The following is a 21,713-nucleotide window of genomic DNA, read 5'->3' as shown; positions in this document are numbered from 1 at the left end:
TCCACCTGAGTGATTCACGCGCCTAAGCCTGGCGGTCGGGTTAGTCCGTGTAACCGGTCGCCGGCTCGACCGTTCCGAACCTCCTTCCGCCACCGTGGACGCCGGCGTTCGGGCGGCTGCCGACCCGCTCATATTCTGTGTCGCGGAGAGCCCTTATCGCGCTGATAGGTCGATGGTAAGCCAATGCTACCAGGCGGTCCCGACTGTCGGCACGTCGCTTCGGTCCTCCTCGCCGCCGTCCTGATGGTGAGTTGTTTCGGGACGGGCATCGGGTTCGCTGCGGCCGGCGGGACTGCCGACCGGCCCACCCCGACGCACGGCGGGACCGCTCCGGAATCCGACGCCGTCCACCCCGACCTCCACGACGCGACGGGCGAGGTCACCGTCGTCGTCCGGTTCCCCGAACTGGGGAACGACCGTGCACAGACCCGGTCGAACCGGGAGACGGGCATGCGGATGCGGAGCCACGCCACGAACTCGCAGGCGGCCTTCGACGAGTTCGTCGCCGACCACGACGGCGTGACCGTGGTCCGCTCCTTCTGGGTCGCCAACGCCAAGCTGGTGACTGTCGACACTGACGCCGTCCAGCTCGCGGAACTGGCGGCCGTCGAGGACGTCCGGGAGATTCACCCGAACTACCGGATGGAGGCGACGTCGACGGTCGCTCCCGCTCCGTCAACTGGTTCGCTCTCTTCCTCTCTCTCGGCTTCCGACTCCACCGACCACGACTACGCGACCACGTACGGCGTCGAGCAGATCCGCGCTCCGGACGTCTGGGAGCGCTTCGGCACGAAGGGCGGGAACGTCTCTGTCGCGGTCCTCGACACCGGCGTCGAGCCGAGCCATCCCGACGTCGACGTGCCGCCGGAGCGCTGGGCGGAGTTCGACGAGGACGGCAACCGTGTCGATTCGAAACCCTACGACTCCGCGGAGCACGGCACCCACACGAGCGGGACCGTTGCGGGCGGCAACGCCAGCGGGGAGTACATCGGCGTCGCCCCCGAGGCGACGCTGTACCACGGGAAGGTGCTCCACGAGGGGTCCGGGACCTGGGCGGGCGCCACCGCGGGCATCGAGTGGGCCGCGACGGAGGCTGGCGTGGACATCATCTCGATGAGCCTCAGCGGACCGAACAACCCGTCGCTCGTCGAACCCATCAGACAGGCGAACGACCTCGGTGTCATCGTTGTCGCCTCCGCCGGCAACGACGGTGCGGGGACGAGCGGCTCTCCGGGGAACCTCTACGACAGCATCGCGGTCGGGGCCGTCGACTCGAACCGCGAGGTCGCGGGGTTCTCGGGTGGCGAGCGGATCGACACCTCCGAGACCTGGACGGACCCGCCGGAGGACTGGCCGGCCGAGTACGTCGTCCCGAACGTCGCGGCGCCCGGCCGGAGCGTGACGAGCGCCGCCCCCGACGGCGGCTACCGGGACATGAGCGGGACGAGCATGGCCGCCCCGCACGTCGCCGGGACCGTCGCGCTCGTCCGGGCGGCCGGCGGCGACCACCTCACGCAGGCGGAGATGCGCGACCTGCTGGAGCGTTCCGCGGACCACCCGGCCGGGGGTGGCGACGAACTCGACACCCGATACGGCGCCGGCGTCGTCGACGCCTACGAGGCGACCGCCCGCGGCGCGTCCGACAGCACGGTGACCGGGCAGGTCGTCGACGGGAGCGGGACGCCGGTCTCGGAGAGCCGCGTCGACACGGAGTTCGACTACGGGACCGCGACCGACGTGGATGGTACCTACGGCCTCGACGTCCCGTCGCTCGACCAGACGCTGACGGTGGACGCTTTCGGGTTCGCCCCCCAGACGTTCACCGTCGCTCCGAACTCCGAGACGCTCGAGAAGGATCTCGAACTCACGCAGCCAGTTCTCGCCGCGCGCGCGGAGACGGCGCCGCCCGAACGGGTCGACCCGGGTGAGACCGTCACCCACGAGTTCGCCGTCTCGAACGTGTCCGCGGTGACCGTCGACCGGGTCGGCGACTCCACGATAGAGCAGGGGAACGTGACGCTCCGGATCGAGGGGGAGACGGTCGCCTTCGGCGAGCGGCTGAACTTCACCGAACCGCAGATCAACACGCCGCTCACGGTCGAGGTCGAGACGACCGCGGAGACGGTCGCCGCACTCGAACTGGCGTACACCTTCGAGGACGGCACCGATTCGCTCACCCGTTCGACCCCTCCGACGTACGTCCACCACGATCCGATGGAGATTCCGACTCACTACGACCCGGACGACCTCCAGTCCGCCCTCGACGTCGCCGCGCCGAACACGACCGTCGCGGTCGACGGGGCGTCGTCGGGGCCGTACGTCCTGCCGGTCGACGGGACGGACTCGACCGCCAGCGGTCTCTCGATACCGCGGCCGGTCACGCTCCGTTCGGCCGGCGAGGCGCCCCTGGAACTCGCGGTCGCCGACTTCGACGGCGCCGAGACCTCCGTCGTCGGCATCGACGTCCTGGCCCCCGGCGTGGACCTCCGCGGGATCGACCTCGACGCCAGCGGCGCGGGCGTCGGCCTCGGGACCGTCGACGGCACCACGGTCGCCGACACGTCGGTCTCGAACGCCACCCTCGCCTACGAGTTCCGCGGTGACGCGCACGCCCGGAACGTCAGCCTCGGGGACGGACGCCGCCTGGACGTCGACGCGACGGACGTCGCCCTCTCGCCGACGGCCGCCCCCGCGCCGGCCCCGGAACACCACGAGCGAATCGGCCCGGCCGTGGCGGCCGAGCCCCTCGGGAGCGACGCGGCCGCGTCCCTCTCGGTCGACTACGCGGCCGGGGACGGGACGCGACTCCAGAACGAGACGCTGGGGCTGTGGCGCTACGACGAGTCCAGCGGGGAGTGGTCGCCTGTAGACGGTTCGAGCGTCGACGCCGCGACCGGCCGCATCGCGGGGACGCTCGACCCCTTCGGGACGGTCGCGCCAATGGGCGAACAGCACCCGGCGGAGTTCGTCCTCGAGGACGTCCGGACCCAGACTGACGTCGTCGCCGGCCAGGAGCTGACGGTCGAAGCAACGGTCGCCAACCGCGGCGTCAAAATCGCGACGCAGGACGTCGACCTGACGTTCGACGGCGACGTCGTGGCCTCGAGGACCGTGACGCTCGAAGAGGGCGAAACCCGGCAGGTCGCGTTCGCCCACGCCGTCGACGAGACCCGCTCCGGCGGCGTCGTCTCACACGGGGTCGGGACGGCGGACGATTCGTACGTGACCGACGTCCGGGTGGACGAGCCGGCCCGGTTCGACGTCTCGGGGCTCGATGCACCCAGCGCGGTCGAGCGGGCCGACCCGCTCCTCGTGTCCGCGACGGTCGCGAACACCGGTGACCTGTCGGAGGAGCAGCGGCTCGAACTACGCCTCGGGGCCGACCTCGACGGCGACGCGGCCGTCGGCGACTACGCCGTCCTGGCGAGCACGAACCGAACGCTGGCAGCCGGGAACGCTACGGTGGTCTCCTTCTCCGCCGACGTCCCCAGGGACGCCGACACCGGCGTGCTCGAGATCGGCGTGTTCAGCGAGGACGCCGACGCGCGGGCCTCGATCGACGTCTCCCGAATCAACGGGACCCTCGAAGGCAGCGTCGCGGACGCAACCACAGACGAACCGTTGGCCGGCGTGACCGTGACCGCGACCGACCGGGAGACGGGCGAACCGTTCACCACGACGACCGACGCCGACGGGACCTACGGACTGCGACTCCCGGTCGGTGACTACTCGGTCGGGGCCACCGCGGACGGCTACGATGCGGTCCGAGAGACTGACGTCGCCGTCGCAGACGGCGAGGCTACGGCGGTCGATCTCGACCTCGAGCAGTCCGCCCGGTTCTTCGCCGTCGGCGGCCTCGGGGTCCCCCCGAGCGCGGCGGTCGGCGACTCCTTCGAGGTCACCGCGACGGTCGAGAACCTGGGGAACTCCGCGGGCGAGCGGACGGTCGAACTCGTCGTCGACGGCCGGACGATCGACCAGCGGACGGTTCGGCTGGACGCCGGCGCCAACGGGACGGTCGTCTTCGCACACGCCGCGGACGCGAGCGGGCCTCTCGAGGTCGTCGTGCGGTCGCCCGACGCGAGCACCGCCGCGACGGTCGATATCGCGGCAGCGGAGGACGGAGAGGACGCCGATTCGGGGGGTTCGACCGGCGGCGGGGGAAGCAGTGGTGGCGGGAGTAGCGGCGGAGGCGGCGGTGCTGCTCCTGCCCCGCCCGCTCCTCCGGCGCCGCCTGCAGAAGAGGAAACGACGCCGGAAGAGCCGATCGACGACGGAGTGAACGAGTCGGACGCGACCCCGGCCGGTCTCGCGGAGTCGGCGGACATCGTCGACTCGGACCCCGACCGCGCCGGCGTCAGCGTCCCGGTGCGGAACACGTCCGTCTCAGAGATCACGTTCCAGGACGACGACGCGGCCGGGAGGGTGACCGTGAGCGAGGGCGTCGTCGACGACCTGCCGGCCACGCCGGGGAGATCGGTCGTACAGCTCTCGATCGAGGTCCCCGCGGCCCTGGCCGACCGGCCGGCGACGGTCCGATCGACCGTCGATCCCGCGACCGTCGGCGACGGCGGGGTGACGATGTACCGGTACGCGGACGGAGAGTGGCAGCCCCTGGAGACGACCGTCACGACCGCTGACGACGGGCGGGTGCTCGTCACGGCCGAGACCCCCGGCTTCTCGCGGTTCGCGCTCGTCGAGAACGAAGCGCGGTCGACGCCCGCCGAGTCGCGGTCGGTGCCGGACGACACGCCGTCGCCCACCCCGACAGCCACGGGGACGCAGGCACCGACTGATACCTCGACCGTCTCGGGAACCGCGTCGCCGACCGAGGACGACGGCGCCGGCTTCGGCGTCGTCGCCGCGCTCCTCGCGGTGCTGGCCGGGCTGTTCGCGGCGCGGCGGTCGGCGCGCTGACCAAGTCACGCTGTTCTCACCCTCGCTCTCCGCCGCCGTCAGCGGTTTCCCGGTGAGCGGCGTACCGCCCGTATGGACCCAGACGTCAGACCGGAACGGCTCGAGGACGGCGCCGCAGTCGACGGGTTCGTCGCCGACCACGACGTGGCGCTCGTGGAGTTCTACACGAAGGGCTGTTCGATGTGTCAGGCGATGGAGCCCGTCCTGGGGAACGTCGCGCGGGCCACCGACGTGGCCGTCGGCCTGGTGAACCCCGGGGACGACATCACGCTCGTAGAGCGGTTCGACGTCCGTTCGGTACCGACGCTCGTCCTGTTCCGCGACGGCGAGGAGATCGCGAGGAAAGCGGAGGGGTTCCAGGGCGCCCAGGCGGTCGTCGACTTCCTGGAGGCCCACGCCCCCGAGGCCGCCGGCCAGGTCCGGTAACTCGACCGGACCGGTTCGTCACCGGCCGTCGTCCTCGAACGGCGACCCGGCGGCGTCGGGCTCGTGGCCGGCCAGCGAGACGATGTTCTCGCGGCCGACGCGAAGCTTCGAGATGGTGCCCTCGTCCTCCATATCCGACAGCAGCATCGACACCTTCGACTTCGACCAGCCGGTCTCGTCGACGATGTTGACCTGTTTCATCCGGCCGCCGTTCTCCTCGAGGAGCGTGACGACGCGCTCCTCGTCGGAGATGAGTTCCTCGTCGGGGACGCCGCCGGCGCCCGCCGCCGCCCCGGCTGCGGCCTCGCCACCGCCGGTCGCGGCGCTGGCGCCGCCGTCTCCCGCGTTCGAGCGGACGTCCGAACCGTCGCCGACGTAGGGGAACGCCTCCGAGCGGTAGGCGACGGCCGCGCCGACGCCGAGCAGGAGGACGAGGACGAGCCCGGCGGCGGGGAGCAGCCACCCGAAGCCGCCCGCGGCGGGCGCGGTGTCGTCGGTGGACACCGCGTTCGGGTCGACGAACTCCACGCGTGGGCGGCTGGGGTTGAACGACTTCTCGCCGCCCCAGGTCACGGTGTCGCTCTCCGCCATCGTCCCCTCGTCGAACTCGCCGTCGTCGGGCTGGACGTCGCCGAAGGCGAGGTTCGGCCCGGCCTGGACGATCAGCTGCTGGTCCGACGAGATGAACAGGCCGCCCTCGAAGACGTCGCCCATCACGACGTTGTCGCCCTCGTCGTCGACGCGCGCGAACCCGTCCCAGCGGAACGACATCTCGACGACGCCGCGGGTCGACTGCGAGGGGTCGAGTCCCTCCGTCCTGGCGCTCCGCTGGAAGTTCTCGGCGCTCATCTCGCGGCCCGTCACCTCCGAGCCGTTGGTGGTCAGCCGCTCGGCGCCGTTCCGGAACGTGGTGTAGAGTTCCGTCTCGTTGTTCTCGAAGTCCTCCGCGTAGGCCTCGAAGTTCTGGCGGTCCTCGTCGGTCTCGAGGCCCTGGATGTAGCGGAACGTCCACGTCGCGGAGCCGTTCTCGTAGACGGTGATCTCGAAGTCGACGCGGTCGGCCTCGAACTCCTGGGTCGTCACGGCGAGGCCGGCGCTCGCGTCGTCCTGGGCCGCGACCGGGGCGGCGGCCAGCGCGGGCGCGAGAAGCGTACAGACGAGCAGGCTCGCGACGACTGGCGCGATCCACGCCCGGGACGACCGTCTCATCAGTATCGAATCCACACTCGCCGAATTATAAAACCCCTATGTCTCGGGTCAGATTGTGACCGACGGCGAAGTGGCCGGCCGTCGCTCAGTCGTCGGCCACGAGCGCGGCCTCGATCCGCTCGATCGGGTGGTCGGGGGCCGGCGCGTCCTCGCGGTCGCCGAGTTGCGTCCGGCAGGAGGCGCCGGGCGCGACGGGGCTCCCGCGGGCGGCGTCGACCTGCTCGAACAGCAGCTCGCCGATGGCCCGGCTCATCGAGTAGTGCTCGGCCTCGTAGCCGAACGACCCGGCCATCCCACAGCAGGTCGAGTCCACGGGCTCGACGTCGTAGCCGGCCCGCCGGAGCACGCCGACCGCGTGGTGGTCGCGCTTGGTCGCCTTCTGGTGGCAGTGGCCGTGGTAGACCAGCGGGTCGTCGGCCGCCGCGTCGAACTCGAGGCTGCCGTCGAGGTGATGGACGTCGAGGTACTCGCAGACGCTGTAGGTGTTGCCGGCGACGGTCTCGACGGCCTCGCCCGACAGCAGGTCGGCGTAGTCCGACTGGATCATGACTGCGTCCGACGGCTCGCAGACCACGACGTCCCACCCGTCGACGACGCGGGGTTCGAGTTCCGTGACGACGTCCTCGGCCCGGTCGGCCGCCACCTCTAGGAACCCCTTCGAGAACGCCGCCCGCCCGCTGGGGCCGACGTGGGGGACCTCGACGCGGACGCCGGCGGCCTCGAGCACCCGGACCGCCGCCTTCGCCACCCCGGGCTCGGTGTAGTTGGTGAACGTGTCCGGCAGCAGGAGGACCCGTTCCTCGGCCGCCCGTTCGGCGACCCGTGGGCCGCGCGCCTCGAACCACTCCTCGAAGGACTCCCGGCGGAAGGTCGGGAGCGTCCGCTCGCGGGCGATGCCGAGGGTCTTCTCCAGCAGCGCGCGCATCCCGGGCAGCTCCGGCAGCCGGTTCGAGACGGGGGCCAGCCGGCTCCCCCACTTGGCGGCGCGGTCGACGTCGCCGAACAGCCGGTCGCGGAGGCTCGAGCCGTGCTCGCGGTGGTGCTGGTACTCCAGTTCGGCCTTCAGCTTCGCGAGGTCGACCTCGCTGGGGCAGTCGTTCGAGCAGCCCTTGCAGCCGACACAGAGGTCCAGGACCTCCCGGACGAACTCGGGGTCGGTCGCCTCGGCGTCGAGCTCCCCGGTCATCGCCCGCCGGAGGCTGTTCGCGCGGCCGCGCGTGGTGAGGATTTCCTCGTCCTCGGCGCGGTAGGTCGGACACATCACGCCGCCGGTGGTCTCCTGGGGGCCGCGACAGCCGCCACAGCCGTGGCACAGCTCCGCCATCCCCTGGAAGCCGTTGTCGTTCTGCCAGTCGAGTTCGGGCTCGAACCCGGGGTCGAACTCGTAGTCCGGGTCGAACCGGAGGTGCTCGGTCATGTCGACGTCGCCGCAGACCTGCTCGGGGTTGAGGAGGCCGTCGGGGTCGAACGCCAGCTTGAGGTCGCGGAACAGCTCGAACACCGCGTCGCCGTACAGTTTCCGGTTCCACTGGCTGCGCGCGCGGCCGTCGCCGTGCTCGCCGGAGACGCTGCCCTCGTACTCCAGGACGAGGTCGGTCGCGCCGTCGGCGATGTTCCGCATCTGCTCGATGCCCTCGGTGGTCTTCAGGTTCACCAGCGGGCGGATGTGCAGACAGCCCGGCCCCGCGTGGGCGTAGAAGCTGGCGAACGTCCCGTTCTCGTCGAGGAGGTCCTGGAAGTCCGCGACGTACTCGGGGAGGTGCTCCGGGGGGACCGCGGTGTCCTCGATGAAGGAGACGTGCTTGGCGTCGCTCGTCCGCCCGAGCAGGATCGGGAGGCCGGACTTCCGGAGCTTCCAGAAGCGGTCGCGGGCCTCGTCGGTGTGGGCCTCGGCGGCGTAGAAGGCTCGCACCGGCGCGTCGGTCCCGGAGCGGTCGGGGTCGGGTTCGCCCGTCGGCTGCATCCCGGGCTGGCGGTCGGCCAGCAGCGTCGCCACCTGGTCGCGGCCGTGGTCGTCCGAGTCGGCGTAGAACTCCACGAGCAGGACGCTCCCGGTTTCCTCGGGGAGCGTCTCCTCGACCAGCTTGCCGAACTCGGAGGTGTCGCGGGCGAGGTCCAGGAGCACGTCGTCGAGGACCTCCACGGCGGCGGGGCCGAACGACAGCATCGCCTCGACGTCCTCCAGGGCCGAGAGCAGGTCCTCGTAGGCGAACAGCGCCATCGCCTTCGTCTCCGGGATCGGTTCGAGCGAGACGGTCGCCTCGGTGACGACGCCGAGGGTCCCCTCGCTGCCGACCAGCACCCGCGCGAGGTTGACGGTCTCGCGGTCGCCGGCCTCCAGGTCGCGGTACTCCTCGACCAGGCGGTCGATGTTGTACCCCGAGACGTTCCGCTTCAGTTCGGGGAAGGCGTCCTCGACGGCGTCGGCCTCCTCCTTCGCGATCCGGAGCAGTTCGGCGTAGATCCGGCCGACCGTCGAGTCCTCGTCGGCTCGCGCCCCCCACTCCTCCGGGGTCACCTCGCCGAAGCGGTGGACCGTTCCGTCGGCGAGGACGACCTCCAGTTCCTCGACGTACGCGTCGGTCTTGCCGTAGACCAGCGAGTGGCTCCCCGTCGAGTTGTTCCCGACGGCGCCGCCGAGGGCGCTCTTGTCTCCCCAGGCGGGGTCCGGCGCGAACTTCAGGTCCTCCGGCTCGAGTTCCGCGTTCAGGTCCCCGAGCCGGATGCCGGGCTGGGCGGTCGCCCGCCGCGCTCCGGCGTCGATGTCGACCAGCGAGTCCATCTCCTTCGTGAAGTCGAGGACGACGGCCTCGTTGACGCTCTGGCCGGCCAGCGACGTGCCGCCGCCGCGGGGTAACACCGGGATGGACCGATCCGCGCAGTACTCGACGACCGCCGCCACGTCGTCGGTGTCGGTCGGGAAGACGACGCCGATGGGGGTCACCTCGTATGCCGAGGCGTCCGTCGCGTACAGCGTCCGGGTGTACTCGTCGAAGCGGACCTCGCAGTCCACCACCCGCTCGAGGTCCTCGACGAGCCCCGGCCGGTCGACGTCGCCGCCCGCGTAGTCGTACCCCGCCCGGTCGTCGTCGGCCGGGTCGGGCCGGTCCGCCGTCGCGTCGAGCGGCCCCGCCGTCTCGTCGTTTTCCCCCTCGATTGCCATGTCTCCCGTTGGTCCCCGCGCGGCCATAAGTCCGGCCCTCCACCGCCGGTGGGTTTTATCCGCCCTGCCCCCCGAGCGGTCGGGTATGTCGCCCGACAGCCCCTCCACCGGTGACACGGCAGCGGAAACCCACCACGTCTCGGCGCCACCCGTCGAGGAACCTGGCGACTCGCGGAGCACCCTCGTCAACGCGCTCATCGGCGCCGCTGTCGGCATCGTCCTGTCCTTCGTCCCGCTCTCGCCCGTGCTCGGCGGCGGAGTCGCCGGCTACCTCGAGGGCGGCGACTCCGACGACGGGCTGCGGGTGGGCGCCATCGCCGGAGTCGTCATGTCCCTCCCGCTGGCGTTCCTCGGGCTGGTCGTCTCGACGTTCTTCTTCGGCGTCGGAGCGCCCGTCGGCGTCGGCGTCCTGTTCCTGCTCGCCTTGGTGTTCCTCGCGCTCTACACCGTCGGCCTGGGTGCCCTCGGCGGGCTCATCGGCGCCTCGCTGGAAGACGAGTTCTGAGGACCCCGGGTTACCGCCGGACGCGGCGTGGTGTCACGGAATCGACGACGGAACGGTCGAGAAGTAGTTGCGGACCTTGTTCCGGCAGCGCCGAGAGCCGTTCGGGATGACGCTACCGACGATAGGTGACGAACGAGAGCTCGCCGTCGGTCGTCCGGTCGACCTCGGTCCACTCGTCGCCGATCTCGGGGAATTTCGTGTCGCCGTCGGGCGCTTCGGGGATCTCTGTGATCTGCAGTTCGTCGGCGTCGTCGACGAACGCCTCGTAGACCGTCGCCCCGCCGACGACGTAGACGGTCTCCTGGCCGTCGTCCAGCGCCGCCTCGGCCAGCTCCCAGGCCTCCTCGACGGTGTGCGCGTGGACGGCCCCGTCGGGTAGCTCCAGGGAGTCCCGCCGCGAGAGGACGACGTTGGTCCGGCCCGGGAGCGGCCCGTCCAGCTGTCGCTCGATGGACTCGTAGGTCAGCCGCCCCAGTATCACGGGGTGGCCCATCGTGGTCTCCTTGAAGTGCGCGAGGTCCGCGGGGTAGTGCCACGGCATCTCGCCGTCGGCGCCGATGACGCCGTTCTCCGCGACCGCGGCGACGAGGGAGATCCGCGGGCGTCGCTCGCTCATTCAGCGACCGCGAACTCCAGGCCCGGCGCGGGGTCGTAGTCGCGGAGCCGGATGTCGTCGTACTCGAGTTCGTCGAGCGGTCGGTCGGCGACCTCGATCCGGGGGCGCCGTCGGGGCTGTCGCGACAGCTGCGTCAGCAGTCCGGGGACGTGGTCGTACCCGGTCTCGGCCTCGGGTTCGGTCGGCGCCTCGGCCTCGAGCCACTCGCGGACGTCGGTGTACTCCTCGCGGTCGTCCACGTCGGCGAGTCGCTGCTGCAGCGCGGTCAGGTTGTCGGCGTACCACTCGCCGCGGTCGCCCTGCCCGCAGTACACGTGGGCGTCGACGATGGTGTGTCCGAACGACCCGACCTCGTATTCGGTGCGGTTGGCGACGGCGTGGGCCAGCAGGGAGTACGCTGCGAGGTTGAACGGCACCCCGAGCGCGATGTCGCCGGAGCGCTGCGTGAGGTGGACGTTCAGTCGGTCGCCCTGGACGTTGAAGACGAAGGTGTAGTGACAGGGCGGCAGCGTCGAGACCGCCGCGTTGGCCGGGTGCCAGGCGTTGACGACCATCCGCCGGGAGTGGGGGTTCTCCTCCAGGGTATCGAGGACGTACTGCAGCTGGTCGAACACTTGGCGTTCGCCGCCGTCGGGGGTCTCCTCGGTCTTCGTCCAGCGGTGCGTCTCGTCCGGCCAGCTCTCGCCCGGTAGCCGCCCGGCGTCGTCCGGAATCGGGAAGCGGCGCCAGAACCGGCCGTAGGCCGTGTCCAGCATCCCGTCGTCGTCGGCCCACGCGTCCCAGATCTTCGTCTCCTCCCGGAGGTTGCGGATGTGCTCCTCGCCGGAGAGGTACCACAGCAGCTCGTGGATCAGGGAGTTCCAGCGGTAGCCGTCCATCTTCTTCGTCGTCAGCAGCGGGAACCCCTCCCCGAGGTCCACCTCGTAGTGGTGGCTGAACGACGCGACGGTGTCGACGCCGGTCCGGTTCGGCTTGTACGTCCCGCCGGCGAGGACGTCGGAGACGAGGTCGAGATACTGGCGCATCTACTGTGAATCGGTGGGGCACCGACGGGGTAAAGAGTTACTGGTGAGGGTCTGGTTTGCTCCGTCCGCCGCGAGAAGTTGGCCGCGATTCCCGAGGGTGAATCCTGCCAACAGTTGTGAACCCCGCGACGTCGAGGCGTGCGAATTATTCGCAGTAGTAATCAAATCGCGAACCCTTATATCTCGGCGAATCCTCCCTCCGGACGATGTCTCTCTTCGCTCGAACTCGATCTACGCTGAATTACTGGGGACACCGTTGATGTGGCAGGACGCGATTTTCCTCTGCGGGAGCGTGCTGACTGCGCTCGCACTCGGCCCCGTCCTCCGCGACTCGAGGGCGTGCATCCCGCTCGGGACCAGCCTCACGTCGGCCGGATTGCGGACCGCGTACGTCGCCGCGTTCCTCTCGCTGGGGATGGTCTGGTCCGCTGCAGGGGTCGCCCTGGTCAGTACACTCTGGGTGCTCGTGGCGCTGTACCGGCGACCGTCGCTGGTCGATGCCGGCCTGCCGGTCGACGTCGAGGACCCGGTCCACTCCGGTTTCGCCGGCTCCGATTGACGACGGACTCGCCTCCGCTGTTCGCCCTCACGAGGAGCCCGCCGCTCACCTGTCGGCCATCATCCGCGCGACGATCTGCAGCACGTGGACGAACACGCCGGTGAACGCCACGTAGATGCCGAGGGCGTGGATCAGCGAGCGGTCGGGGTCGTAGGAGGCTCGGACCCGCCAGATCTCGTAGCCGAGCCGGAACATGAAGCCGAGGAAGATGAACAGGAAGCCGCCGAGGAGTGCAAGGTCGGTGACGAAGGAGCCCACGAGCACGAGGACGGCGCCGATCACGAACGCGCCGAGGGCCCACTTGTTCCAGTGGTCGAAGTCCCGGTCGCGGACGTAGACGTACCCCGCGACGGCGATCGTCATCGCGACGGTCACCACGAGCGTCACCCCGAGGGCGACGCCCTGGGAGGCCTGCGGGACGCGCGCGAGGATGCCGCCGCCGAAGACGGCGTAGGCGCCCTGCAGCAGGACGATCCCGACGCCGGCGACCGCCACCTGGCCGCGCTCGAGGCCGCGCTCGGCGAGGACGTTGCCGCCGGTCAGGGCCGCGCCGAAGACGATCAGCCCCAGGATCGGCGTCGAGAACAGCAGGTCGTTGACCGCCGCCAGCGGCGTCTGCGCGACGAGGAACATGAGCGCCACGTTGACGGCGATGAGGATCGCGGCCGGGACGGCCACGTTCCGGAACTTGGGGTGGGCCGTTCGGGTCCGCGACGAGTACGTCTGTGCCATACCCGGAACTCCGGCCTCGAGTCGATTATATGCTCTGGCTGGCCGGTCTATATAAGGGTCCCGGCCGAACGCCCGAGTATGGATTACGACACCGCGAGCACCGACGACGTCGACAGCGTGGTCCCCGAGGAGTACGGCGGCATGTGGTTCTTCCGCGACCCGCTGGACTGCGAGAACCTCGGGATGACGCTGCTGGAACTGGAACCGGACGGCAAGGGGAAGGCCCACGACCACGCCGACGACGGCCAGGAGGAGGTCTACCTGGTCGTCGAGGGTGAGCTGACCGTCCAGCTCGGCGGGAGCGAGGACGAACCGGCCGACGACGAGGTGGTCCTGACCGAGGGCGAGGCGATCCGCGTCGGCCCGGAGACCCGCCGACAGCTCCACAGCCACGGCGACGGGCGGGTCCGGGTGGCCATCGCCGGGGCGCCCTGAGCCTGGCCGAACTGTCGCCGTCTCCGGCTCGGTCGGCCGGGGCGGCTCAGACGTGTTCGTTCGGCATGAGGTCCGCGAAGCGCTGCTCGTCGAGCCACTCGCAGAGCCGGACGAGCTGTTCGCTCGCGGCCTCGAACAGCTCCTCTCCCTTCTCGGCCGTCGCGTCGGTCTGGTCACCCAAGACCCCGTTGTCGGTGTTGTCCGCGGCGTCGTAGAACGTCCGCGAGCCGAACTTCTGGGTCCCGGCGTCCTCGACGCTCGGGACGCCCCCGTCGCGGGCCGTCGCCAGCCGGTCGTCGTGGACCAGCTCGGGGTGGAGGTACTGGATCATCGCGGTCTCCTTGGGGCCGCCGTGCGGGCCGTTCTGGTCGAACAGTTCGTCGACGAGGTCGGGGATGCTCTCGTTCCACATCCACTCGATGGCGTAGGCGACCTCGTCCTGGCGGAGGCGCGCGCCGACCTCCCGGAGGTGCGGGACGTTGCCGCCGTGGGCGTTGACGTAGACGACGCGGTCGATGCCGTGATAGGTGAGGTTCCGGGTGAGCGACGCCACGTACTCGCGGAACGCCGGCGGCTCGACCCACATCGTCCCGTGGAACTGGCGGTGGTGGCCGCTGACGCCGACGTTGACGGTGGGCGTACAGAGGTAGCCCGTCCGGTCGGCGACCTCGCGGGCGAACGCCTCCGCGATGAGGTGGTCGGTCGCCTCCGGCAGGTGCGGGCCGTGCTGTTCGGTCGATCCGAGCGGGACGATAGCCAGCGACTCCTCCTCGAAGTACGTCTCGAGATCCGGCCAGGCTTCGTTGCCGAGGTACATCCTGTCGGCGCTTCGGGGCCGAGCGACAAAGAACGACAGGCCAAAGTACCGGCCGTCCGCACGAGCGACCATGGCCGACCACGACGCGGACGACCACGACGAGTCCGAGGAGCCCCAGAAGGAGTGGGAAGCGCGGCACACCGCACCCCAGAGCCCCTACTCCGGCCGGGACGTCGGCATCGGCGCCGTCGTCGCGCTCGTCGGGCTGCTGATCACCTTCGGCGTACCGCTGCTGCTCACGCTCTGAACCGCCGAGCGCTCTTCTCCGATCGCTGCACGTTCGAGACTCCCGAGACCGATCGCTGGCGATCCGCCGATGGTGGGCTCAGAGGAGCGTCACGACGGCCCACATCGGCACCGCGGCGGCGATGGGGATGGTGAGGTTGTCGTCGACGACGAAGCCCCAGACGACCGGCTTGATCCCGTCGGCGAGCATCGCGCCCACGGCGCCCGCGACGGCCGCCGCCGCCGGGACGAACGGGAGCGCGATCAGGAGACTGGCCACGAACATCCCGACGAGGACTCGCGGCCGCTTGACGGTGCGGAGTTCGCCGGTCGAGAGGTAGCCGCTGATCGGGTCGGCCAGCGCGAGCATGAACACCGCGGGGACGGCGATCTGGGGCTCGAACAGCAGGACGACGACGGTCGCGCTGACGACGTAGAGGGCGTAGCCCGCGACGGTGTCCTGCTCGTACTCGCGGGTGAGGTGCTCGTAGATGAACAGCTCGAGGCCGCCGTAGAGCCGGGCGGCCTCCAGGACGGCCACCAGCGCGAGTCCGAAGAGGGTGAGTCCCTGGACGACCTCCCACGTCACGACGCCGTACTCGAGGACGTGTTCGTCGAGGAGGTACGCCCCGGGGACCAGGGCGCCGGAGGCGTGGACCAGTCGACGGCCGGGCTCGAAGGCCATATCGGGGGCGTCGACTGCCGGGGTCTTAGCTTCCGCGTTTACCGCCGACGGAGGCCAGCCTCCGGGGGCGATCAGTCGACACGCTAGGTATTTGTAGCGATGCGCCACACAAGCAGGGTATGGCCGACCAGGACGGCGAGATCGAGATCGACATCGAGATCGGCGAGGACGCGGCGTGGGTCGCGGCCGCGCTGGTCCTCGTCGCCGTCCTCGGTGGCGCCGTCGTCCTCTCGGAGTGGCCCCTCTGGGGGGTCGACGTCCAGCAGTCCGACGCCCCCGGCGAGCCCAACCTGGTCGAACCCGCCGAGAACGGGACGGTGCTGTGGCCGTACACGTCCAAGCGGACGACCTACGGCAGCAAGACCCTCGGCATCAACATGGTGTTCTTCGGCGACCCCGCCGACGTCAGGACGGCGCTGACCCGGCGGTCGGAACTCGAGTGGGAGGAAGAGCAGCTCCACGAGGGCGACGCCGAGAGCCAGACCATCTCCTACGAGCGCGTGACGCTCAACCCGAACGCCTCGAACCTCACGGACGTCGTCGCGTGGGACAGCGCCGAGGGGTCGACCCGCTACACGTACGTCGAGGTCGGCGACCAGGGGCGGTGGATCGACGAGTCCTACCAGCTGCACGCCGGGACGTACTTCGGCTCGCGGCAGCACATCCGGGCGTACGACGACCCGCGCGGGGAGTGGACGGCCGTCCAGATCCACGGCGAGTACTGGGACTGGTTCCGGCTCAGACACACCGTCATGGGCGTCAGCGACGCCCAGCGCCAGCTCGAACGCGAGTTCATGGGCGAGCGGTACGTCGACCGGGTCGTGCGGATGCCGTTCGAGAACGGCCGGTCCGACAGCGACGGCTGGGCGACCGGCATCCACCTCGTCGGGACGGTCCTCCCGCTGGTGCTCGTCGGCATCACGATCCGGACGCGCCGCGCCCAGCGGGAGGTGCGGCGGTTCCTCGACCGCCGCAGCCGGGAACTGACCCTCGGCGCCGGGCTGTTCGCGCTGTTCACCACGATCAGACACCTGGGCATCGCCGGCGAACAGCTGTTCCCGGGGCTGAACCCGAAGATCATCGCCGCGTTCCTCTACTTCGTGCTGGTCGTGGGTACCCCGTCGATCGCGTACGTCCTGGGGCGGGGCTCCGACCGGTCCTGGGCGTTCGCGTTCGCCGCGCTGGGCCTGGGGGCGGCCTTCGTCGTCGACTACGCCGTGATGGGCGTCTCGGTCGTCCCGCTGCGGGTCGCCCTCCACCGGGGCGCCGTGCTGCTGGCCGTCGGGCTCGTGGCCCTCGGCGGCGCCGCGACCGCGGAGTCCGAGTCGATTGCCCCGCCGCTGTACGTCGGCCTCGCGGGCTGGGCGCTCGCGCTGCTCGCGCCGCTGTTCGGCTACCTCTGACCGCGCGTCGGGGGAACCGCCGACGTGGTGGGCCTATGAAGAAGTTTATAGCTATTCGCCTGTCAGGTACCTACAGCATGTCCCCCGGACCCTCCCTCCGGCGCCGAGCGCTGCTCGCGGGAGCCGCCGGGACGCTCACGGCCACGAGCGGCTGCGTCGGCGAACTCAGGAACCTCCTGGGTCGGGAGTCGACCAGCCAGCTGGAGCTGTCCATCGCGACGACGCCGGCGTCGTACGACCCCTACGCGGTCCGGGTGGCCAATCGGCTGTCCGACCACCTCGAACAGGCCGGCATCGCCACGTTCGTCGACCTGCTGAGCCCCGACGTCCTCCTCCGGAACGTCCTGATCAACCAGGACTTCGACATCTACATCTCCCGCTACCCCAGCGAGGGTAGCCCCGACGAACTCCGGACGCTCCTGCACTCGAGTTACGGCGAGGAGAGCGGCTGGCAGAACCCGTTCGGCTACAGCAACCTCCGCGTCGACGAGCTCCTGGCCGAGCAGCGGTCCCAGGCCGGCGAGACCCGCCGGGAGACGATCTACGAGATCCAGCGGGAGGTCGTCCGCGAGCAGCCGTTCACGACGCTCGCGTTTCCGGACCGCATCGCCAGCTACCGGACCGACCGGTTCGAACGCTGGCCGGCCGGCGGGCCCGAGCGGCTCACCGACTACCTGCGGCTGGAGCGCGTCGGCGACGCCGACACCCTCGAGATGCTGCTCGGGGACGGCCGCATCACGAAGAACCGGAACCCGATCGCCCCCGAGCACCGCACGCGGGGGCACGTGACCGACCTGCTGTACGAACCGCTCGTGCGGACGGTGAGCGACGGCAGCGACCCCGTCCCGTGGCTCGCCCGCGCGATCGAGTGGGACGAGGGCGGCGGGTCCCTGACGGCGGCAGTCGAACTGCGGGAGACGCCGTGGCACGACGGCGAAGCGCTCACGGCCGAGGACGTCGCCTTCACGTACGACTTCCTGAACGACACGTCGCTCGGCGAGTTCGACTCGCCCGTGCCGACGCCGTGGCGCCGCGGCCGCGTCTCGCTGGTGGAGGCCGCCGAGGCGACGGCGGACGACGTCGTCCGACTCGACTTCGGCGCGGCCTCGAAGGAGGTGGCCGGTCGGGCGTTTGAGGTGCCGATCCTCCCGAAGCACGTCTGGCAGGACCTGACCAGCAGCGCCGACCTCGCCGGCATCGACATCGGCGGGCAGACGACGGAGGCGGTCGTGTTCACGAACGAGGAGCCGGTCGGCAGCGGACCGCTGCAGTTCGAGTCCGCGGCGGCCGACCAGGAGATCGTCCTCACCACCTTCGAGGACCACTTCCTCAACTCGGCCGGCGGGGACGGCCTGGAGGAGATCCCCGAGTCGTACGCCCAGGGACTGCCGTTCCAGGAGGTCCGCTTCCAGGTGATGCCGTCGCCGGACGCGGCCGTCCAGGTCCTGGAGTCCGACGACGCGGACGCGACCGCCGACAGCCTGGGCGCGTCGGTCGTCCCCCGGATCGGTCGCGACGAGACGATATCGCTGAGTATCAGCCGGTCGAGCCAGTTCTACCACGTCGGCTACGACTGCCGGAACGCGCCGCTGTCGGACCCCCGGTTCCGCCGCGTCGTGGCGCGGCTCCTCGACCGCGAGTGGCTGGTCTCGGAGTCCTTCGCGGGGTACGCCACGCCGACGGAGACGCCGCTGAAGGACCCGTGGACCCCCGAGGAACTCCGGTGGGACGACCCCGAGCACGCCCCGGAGCTGGCCTTCTTCGGCGAGGACGGCGAACTCGACGCCGAAGCGGCGCGGGAGGCCTTCCGTGAGGCGGGCTACACCTACCAGGACGACCGGATCGTCAGGCGAGGTGGGTCCTGATGCTCGCGGTCGTCCTGGGGCAACTGCTCGTCGTCGTGGTCGCGCTACTCGCGGTCGCGAGCCTCTCTCTGGTCGGCCGCGATCGGCTCATCCGGACGCGCTACGAGTACCGCGAGCGGTTCGCCTCGGTCGCGCCGTACGTCGGCCTGCTGGCGATCGTCCTCGTCGCGAACAAGGTCGCCCGCGACGTAGGCCCGGACATCTCGTGGCTCATCGGCATCAGCATCACGGGCCATCTGCGGCAGGCCGACGGGATGATCCTGTGGCCGCTGTACCCCGGGAACACCCCGCAGGTCGTCACGTGGCTGCAGTCGATGGCGACCCCGGAGCTGACCGCCTACTTCTCCTTTACCTACATCTACGGCTACGTCTTCCTCCTGGTCTTCCCCCTCATCGCGTACTTCGCGCTCCCGCAGCCGGAGCCGCTGCGCCGCACCATCGTCGCCTACGGCGCGAACTACCTCCTCGGCGTGACCTGTTATATCGTCTTCATCGCCTACGGCCCCCGGAACTTCATCGTCGAGTCGGCGGAGGCTCTCCTGTACACCCAGTACTCCCAGTACCAGTTCGTGACGACCGCCGTCAACGACCAGACCAACGTCTTCCCGTCGCTGCACACGTCGATGGCGGTCACCGCCGCCCTGCTCGCGTGGACGACCCGCCACGAGTACCCGCTGTGGGTACCCGTCTCGGCGGTCCTGGCGGTCAGCGTCGTCATCTCGACGGTCTACCTCGGCATCCACTGGGCGACCGACGCCGCCTTCGGCATCGTGCTGGGCTGGATCAGCGTCCGGCTCGGCCAGCACATGGAGGACACGCCGCCGCGGTTCGACCGTCTGCGGGCGGGTCTCCGCACGCTCCGCGAGGCTATTCCAGTTCGGACGCGATGACGTCGCGGAGCGCCGCGAGCTCGTCGGCCGCGTAGTCCAGTTCCACGCCGTCGACGGCGAGTTCGAGCCGACCGCTCTCGTCGGCTTCGCCGATCCGTTCGACGGGAGCGACGCCCTCGAAGCGGTCGCGGACCGCGTCCGGGTCGGTCGTCTCGACCACCACGCGACCGGCCGCCTCGGAGAACAGCCGCTCGGCGGCGGTCCCGGCGCCGGCGAGTTTCACGTCGGCGCCGTTCTCGCCGACCATCTCGGCCAGCGCGACCGCGAGGCCGCCGTGGCTGACGTCGTGGGTGGACAGCGTGCTCTCGAGGCCTGCGACGTCGGCGACGGCCGCGACCAGTTCCCCGGCGTCGTCGGGGACCGCCGGGAAGCGGTCGGCCCCGCCGAACTGCGCGAGGAACTCCGACCCGCCGAGGGCGCGGTCGTCGGCCCCGCCAACGACGAGCAGGTCGCCCTCGCCGTCGAGTGCGGCTGTCGGCGCGTCGTAGCCCGGTTTCGTCCCCGTCATCGCCAGCGTCGGGGTCGGCGGGATGGGGCCGGACGGCGAGTCGTTGTACAGCGAGACGTTGCCGCCGACGACGGGGACGTCGAGTTCGCTGCACATGTCGGCGAGGCCGTCGACGATGCCGCGGAAGCCGCCGTAGACGCCCGGCTTCTCGGGGTTGCCGCCGTTAAGGCAGTCGACCGCGGCCAGCGGCGTCAGCCCCTTCGCCGCGAGGTTGGTGGCGTTCTCGAGGGCGACCGCCCGGGCGCCGTCGTACGGCGCCGCGTCGGTCCAGTTGGGGTCGGCGCCCGAGGAGAAGCCAAGTCCTACGCCCGTCTCGCGGCTGTCGCCGCTCGACGTGTCCGTGCCGCTTCCCGGCACGCTTGCTTCCCGGATCGCCATCACCGCGGCGTCGTCGCCGGGTTTCATCGCGGTCCGGGTGCCGACCTCGTGGTCGTACTGGCGGTAGACCCAGGACTTGGAGGCCGTGTTCGGCGAGGCGACGACCGCCTCGAACGCCTCCCGGAGGTCGACGTCGGGGAGGTCGCGGTCGGGCTGGGCGGGCTCCTCGTGTGCGAGGTCGTTCATCGGCGCGCCCTCCGCGAGGTAGTCGGCGTCGACGTCGACGACCGTCTCGCCGTCGAAGGTGCAGACGTAGTTGCCCTCGGTCACCTCGCCGATGACCGAGCAGCCGAGGTCGTACTTCTCGGCGATCGCCTCGACGGCGTCGACGTCCTCCGGGCGGACCTCGTAGCACATCCGCTCCTGGGACTCCGCGAGCAGGATCTCCAGGGCGTTCATGTTCGGCTCGCGCTGGTGGACCCGTTCGAGATCGATGTCGGCGCCGAGGCCGCCCTTCGCGACCAGTTCGGAGGAGGCGCCGCCGAGGCCGGCCGCGCCGAGGTCGCGGGCCGCCCGGATCAGGTCGGCGTCGACGAGCTCCTCGTTGGCCTCGATCAGGCGCTTCTCGGCGTAGGGGTCGCCGACCTGGACGGCCGGCCGGTCCTCGGTCTCGGCGTCCTCCGAGAGGTCCTCGCTGGCGAAGGACGCGCCGCCGAGGCCGTCCCGGCCCGTCGCGTTCCCGACGAGGACCAGCTTGTTCCCGGGGGTCTTCGCCTCCGCCGTCACGAGGCGCTCCGCGTCGGTCAGGCCGACGCAGGCGACGTTCACGAGCGGGTTGCCCTCGTAGTCCTCGTGGAAGGCGACGCTGCCGGTCACCGTCGGGACGCCGATGCAGTTGCCGTAGTGGGAGATGCCCTCGACGACGCCCTCGAAGAGGTACTTCGAGTGCTCGCGGTCGAAGTCGCCGAAGTAGAGGCTGTCGGCGAGCGCGATGGGGTAGGCGCCCATGCTCATGGTGTCGCGGACGATGCCGCCGACGCCCGTCGCGGCGCCGTCGAAGGGGTCGACGAAGGAGGGGTGGTTGTGGCTCTCGACGCCCATCGTGATATAGACGTCCGAGTTCTCGCCGGTCTCGGGGTCGGGGAGGGCGACGACGGCGGCGTCGTCGCCGGGGCCGACGACCACCTGCGGGCCCTCGCTGTCGAAGGCCGACAGCAGCGGCCGCGAGGAGCGGTACGCGCAGTGCTCGCTCCAGAGGTTCTCGAACAGCGCTGCTTCGGCGGGGGTGGGGTCCCGCCCGAGTTCGTCCTCGACGAGTTCCCGGTCGGACGGCGAGAGGCTCATTCACCTGTATGCTACCTTCCGCCGGATAAATCGCTTTTCATGTGCACGTTCGTGCGGTATCCGAAACCGTT

At 70.6% G+C, this 21,713-nt stretch carries 17 protein-coding genes; 9 read left to right on the top strand and 8 right to left on the bottom strand.

Annotation, left to right across the window (positions count from 1 at the left end):
• Nucleotides 1-183: 183 nt before the first annotated feature.
• A complete protein-coding gene (locus HWV07_RS04610) occupies nt 184-4,917 on the top strand; it encodes a S8 family serine peptidase (RefSeq protein ID WP_178333170.1) in 4,734 nt (1,577 codons plus the stop codon).
• A gap of 72 nt (nt 4,918-4,989) precedes the next feature.
• Complete coding sequence (locus HWV07_RS04605) at nt 4,990-5,343, top strand: thioredoxin family protein (protein WP_178333169.1); 354 nt, start codon at nt 4,990-4,992, stop codon at nt 5,341-5,343.
• An 18-nt stretch (nt 5,344-5,361) separates the two neighbouring features.
• On the opposite strand, the gene HWV07_RS04600 is transcribed toward HWV07_RS04605, so the two are convergent.
• Together HWV07_RS04600 and HWV07_RS04595 are read right to left on the bottom strand one after the other, a co-directional pair.
• Entirely contained in the window at nt 5,362-6,555 is a 1,194-nt protein-coding gene (locus tag HWV07_RS04600; RefSeq protein ID WP_425487817.1) for a helix-turn-helix transcriptional regulator, read from the bottom strand.
• Nucleotides 6,556-6,637: 82 nt separating this feature from the next.
• Nucleotides 6,638-9,715, bottom strand: coding sequence for an FAD-binding and (Fe-S)-binding domain-containing protein (locus HWV07_RS04595; protein WP_178333167.1), 3,078 nt, complete (start codon nt 9,713-9,715; stop codon nt 6,638-6,640).
• An 85-nt stretch (nt 9,716-9,800) separates the two neighbouring features.
• Here HWV07_RS04595 and HWV07_RS04590 point away from each other — a divergent pair, with 85 nt between their 5' ends.
• On the top strand, nt 9,801-10,220 hold the full coding sequence (locus HWV07_RS04590; RefSeq protein WP_178333166.1) for a DUF5518 domain-containing protein: 420 nt from the start codon (nt 9,801-9,803) through the stop codon (nt 10,218-10,220).
• A gap of 112 nt (nt 10,221-10,332) precedes the next feature.
• On the opposite strand, the gene HWV07_RS04585 is transcribed toward HWV07_RS04590, so the two are convergent.
• Both HWV07_RS04585 and thyA read right to left on the bottom strand, forming a co-directional pair.
• Entirely contained in the window at nt 10,333-10,836 is a 504-nt protein-coding gene (locus HWV07_RS04585; protein WP_178333165.1) for a dihydrofolate reductase, read from the bottom strand.
• Nucleotides 10,833-11,861 carry a thymidylate synthase gene (gene thyA / locus HWV07_RS04580; RefSeq protein ID WP_178333164.1) on the bottom strand — a complete coding sequence of 343 codons (1,029 nt, stop codon included), beginning with the start codon at nt 11,859-11,861 and terminating at the stop codon, nt 10,833-10,835. Before thyA ends, HWV07_RS04585 begins: the two co-directional genes overlap by 4 nt.
• A gap of 259 nt (nt 11,862-12,120) precedes the next feature.
• Between thyA and HWV07_RS04575 the strand changes: the two genes are divergently transcribed.
• Complete coding sequence (locus HWV07_RS04575; RefSeq protein ID WP_178333163.1) at nt 12,121-12,420, top strand: hypothetical protein; 300 nt, start codon at nt 12,121-12,123, stop codon at nt 12,418-12,420.
• Between the two features lie 45 nt (nt 12,421-12,465).
• Here HWV07_RS04575 and HWV07_RS04570 read toward each other — a convergent pair whose 3' ends face one another.
• Nucleotides 12,466-13,152 (bottom strand): Bax inhibitor-1 family protein, encoded by a 687-nt coding sequence (locus HWV07_RS04570; protein WP_178333162.1) that lies wholly within the window; start codon nt 13,150-13,152, stop codon nt 12,466-12,468.
• Nucleotides 13,153-13,230: 78 nt separating this feature from the next.
• Here HWV07_RS04570 and HWV07_RS04565 point away from each other — a divergent pair, with 78 nt between their 5' ends.
• Nucleotides 13,231-13,587 carry a cupin domain-containing protein gene (locus HWV07_RS04565; RefSeq protein WP_178333161.1) on the top strand — a complete coding sequence of 119 codons (357 nt, stop codon included), beginning with the start codon at nt 13,231-13,233 and terminating at the stop codon, nt 13,585-13,587.
• Nucleotides 13,588-13,633: 46 nt separating this feature from the next.
• Here HWV07_RS04565 and HWV07_RS04560 read toward each other — a convergent pair whose 3' ends face one another.
• Entirely contained in the window at nt 13,634-14,404 is a 771-nt protein-coding gene (locus tag HWV07_RS04560) for a creatininase family protein (protein WP_178333160.1), read from the bottom strand.
• A 70-nt stretch (nt 14,405-14,474) separates the two neighbouring features.
• Here HWV07_RS04560 and HWV07_RS04555 point away from each other — a divergent pair, with 70 nt between their 5' ends.
• Entirely contained in the window at nt 14,475-14,651 is a 177-nt protein-coding gene (locus tag HWV07_RS04555; protein WP_178333159.1) for a DUF7550 family protein, read from the top strand.
• Between the two features lie 78 nt (nt 14,652-14,729).
• Here the strand turns inward: HWV07_RS04555 and HWV07_RS04550 are convergent, their stop codons facing one another.
• Nucleotides 14,730-15,314, bottom strand: a complete 585-nt coding sequence (locus HWV07_RS04550; RefSeq protein WP_178333158.1) for a diacylglycerol/polyprenol kinase family protein — start codon at nt 15,312-15,314, stop codon at nt 14,730-14,732.
• A 119-nt stretch (nt 15,315-15,433) separates the two neighbouring features.
• Between HWV07_RS04550 and HWV07_RS04545 the strand changes: the two genes are divergently transcribed.
• The 3 genes from HWV07_RS04545 to HWV07_RS04535 all read left to right on the top strand — a co-directional run bounded on the left by HWV07_RS04545 (nt 15,434) and on the right by HWV07_RS04535 (nt 19,472).
• A complete protein-coding gene (locus HWV07_RS04545; RefSeq protein WP_178333157.1) occupies nt 15,434-16,717 on the top strand; it encodes a hypothetical protein in 1,284 nt (427 codons plus the stop codon).
• 77 nt (nt 16,718-16,794) lie between these two features.
• Nucleotides 16,795-18,582, top strand: a complete 1,788-nt coding sequence (locus tag HWV07_RS04540; RefSeq protein WP_178333156.1) for an ABC transporter substrate-binding protein — start codon at nt 16,795-16,797, stop codon at nt 18,580-18,582.
• Nucleotides 18,582-19,472, top strand: a complete 891-nt coding sequence (locus HWV07_RS04535; protein ID WP_246279832.1) for a phosphatase PAP2 family protein — start codon at nt 18,582-18,584, stop codon at nt 19,470-19,472. Before HWV07_RS04540 ends, HWV07_RS04535 begins: the two co-directional genes overlap by 1 nt.
• On the opposite strand, the gene purL is transcribed toward HWV07_RS04535, so the two are convergent.
• Complete coding sequence (purL, locus tag HWV07_RS04530) at nt 19,450-21,642, bottom strand: phosphoribosylformylglycinamidine synthase subunit PurL (protein WP_178333155.1); 2,193 nt, start codon at nt 21,640-21,642, stop codon at nt 19,450-19,452. The two genes, HWV07_RS04535 and purL, sit on opposite strands and share 23 nt — an antisense overlap.
• Between the last annotated feature and the right edge of the window lie 71 nt (nt 21,643-21,713).

The organism is Natronomonas salina (assembly GCF_013391105.1).
In the GTDB taxonomy this organism is placed as follows: domain Archaea; phylum Halobacteriota; class Halobacteria; order Halobacteriales; family Haloarculaceae; genus Natronomonas; species Natronomonas salina.
The sequence above is the reverse complement of the archived record's forward strand: the minus strand, read 5'-3'. Positions and strand labels throughout refer to the sequence as shown.

Bases quoted from the DNA above. Each gene is read 5' to 3' on its own strand.
- HWV07_RS04545 (WP_178333157.1), top strand. From the start codon at position 15,434: ATGGCCGACCAGGACGGCGAGATCGAGATCGACATCGAGATCGGCGAG.
- purL (WP_178333155.1), bottom strand. From the start codon at position 21,642: ATGAGCCTCTCGCCGTCCGACCGGGAACTCGTCGAGGACGAACTCGGG.
- HWV07_RS04610 (WP_178333170.1), top strand. From the start codon at position 184: ATGCTACCAGGCGGTCCCGACTGTCGGCACGTCGCTTCGGTCCTCCTC.
- HWV07_RS04550 (WP_178333158.1), bottom strand. From the start codon at position 15,314: ATGGCCTTCGAGCCCGGCCGTCGACTGGTCCACGCCTCCGGCGCCCTG.
- HWV07_RS04560 (WP_178333160.1), bottom strand. From the start codon at position 14,404: ATGTACCTCGGCAACGAAGCCTGGCCGGATCTCGAGACGTACTTCGAG.
- HWV07_RS04540 (WP_178333156.1), top strand. From the start codon at position 16,795: ATGTCCCCCGGACCCTCCCTCCGGCGCCGAGCGCTGCTCGCGGGAGCC.
- HWV07_RS04605 (WP_178333169.1), top strand. From the start codon at position 4,990: ATGGACCCAGACGTCAGACCGGAACGGCTCGAGGACGGCGCCGCAGTC.
- HWV07_RS04585 (WP_178333165.1), bottom strand. From the start codon at position 10,836: ATGAGCGAGCGACGCCCGCGGATCTCCCTCGTCGCCGCGGTCGCGGAG.
- HWV07_RS04590 (WP_178333166.1), top strand. From the start codon at position 9,801: ATGTCGCCCGACAGCCCCTCCACCGGTGACACGGCAGCGGAAACCCAC.
- HWV07_RS04570 (WP_178333162.1), bottom strand. From the start codon at position 13,152: ATGGCACAGACGTACTCGTCGCGGACCCGAACGGCCCACCCCAAGTTC.
- thyA (WP_178333164.1), bottom strand. From the start codon at position 11,861: ATGCGCCAGTATCTCGACCTCGTCTCCGACGTCCTCGCCGGCGGGACG.
- HWV07_RS04535 (WP_246279832.1), top strand. From the start codon at position 18,582: ATGCTCGCGGTCGTCCTGGGGCAACTGCTCGTCGTCGTGGTCGCGCTA.
- HWV07_RS04575 (WP_178333163.1), top strand. From the start codon at position 12,121: ATGTGGCAGGACGCGATTTTCCTCTGCGGGAGCGTGCTGACTGCGCTC.
- HWV07_RS04565 (WP_178333161.1), top strand. From the start codon at position 13,231: ATGGATTACGACACCGCGAGCACCGACGACGTCGACAGCGTGGTCCCC.
- HWV07_RS04595 (WP_178333167.1), bottom strand. From the start codon at position 9,715: ATGGCAATCGAGGGGGAAAACGACGAGACGGCGGGGCCGCTCGACGCG.
- HWV07_RS04555 (WP_178333159.1), top strand. From the start codon at position 14,475: ATGGCCGACCACGACGCGGACGACCACGACGAGTCCGAGGAGCCCCAG.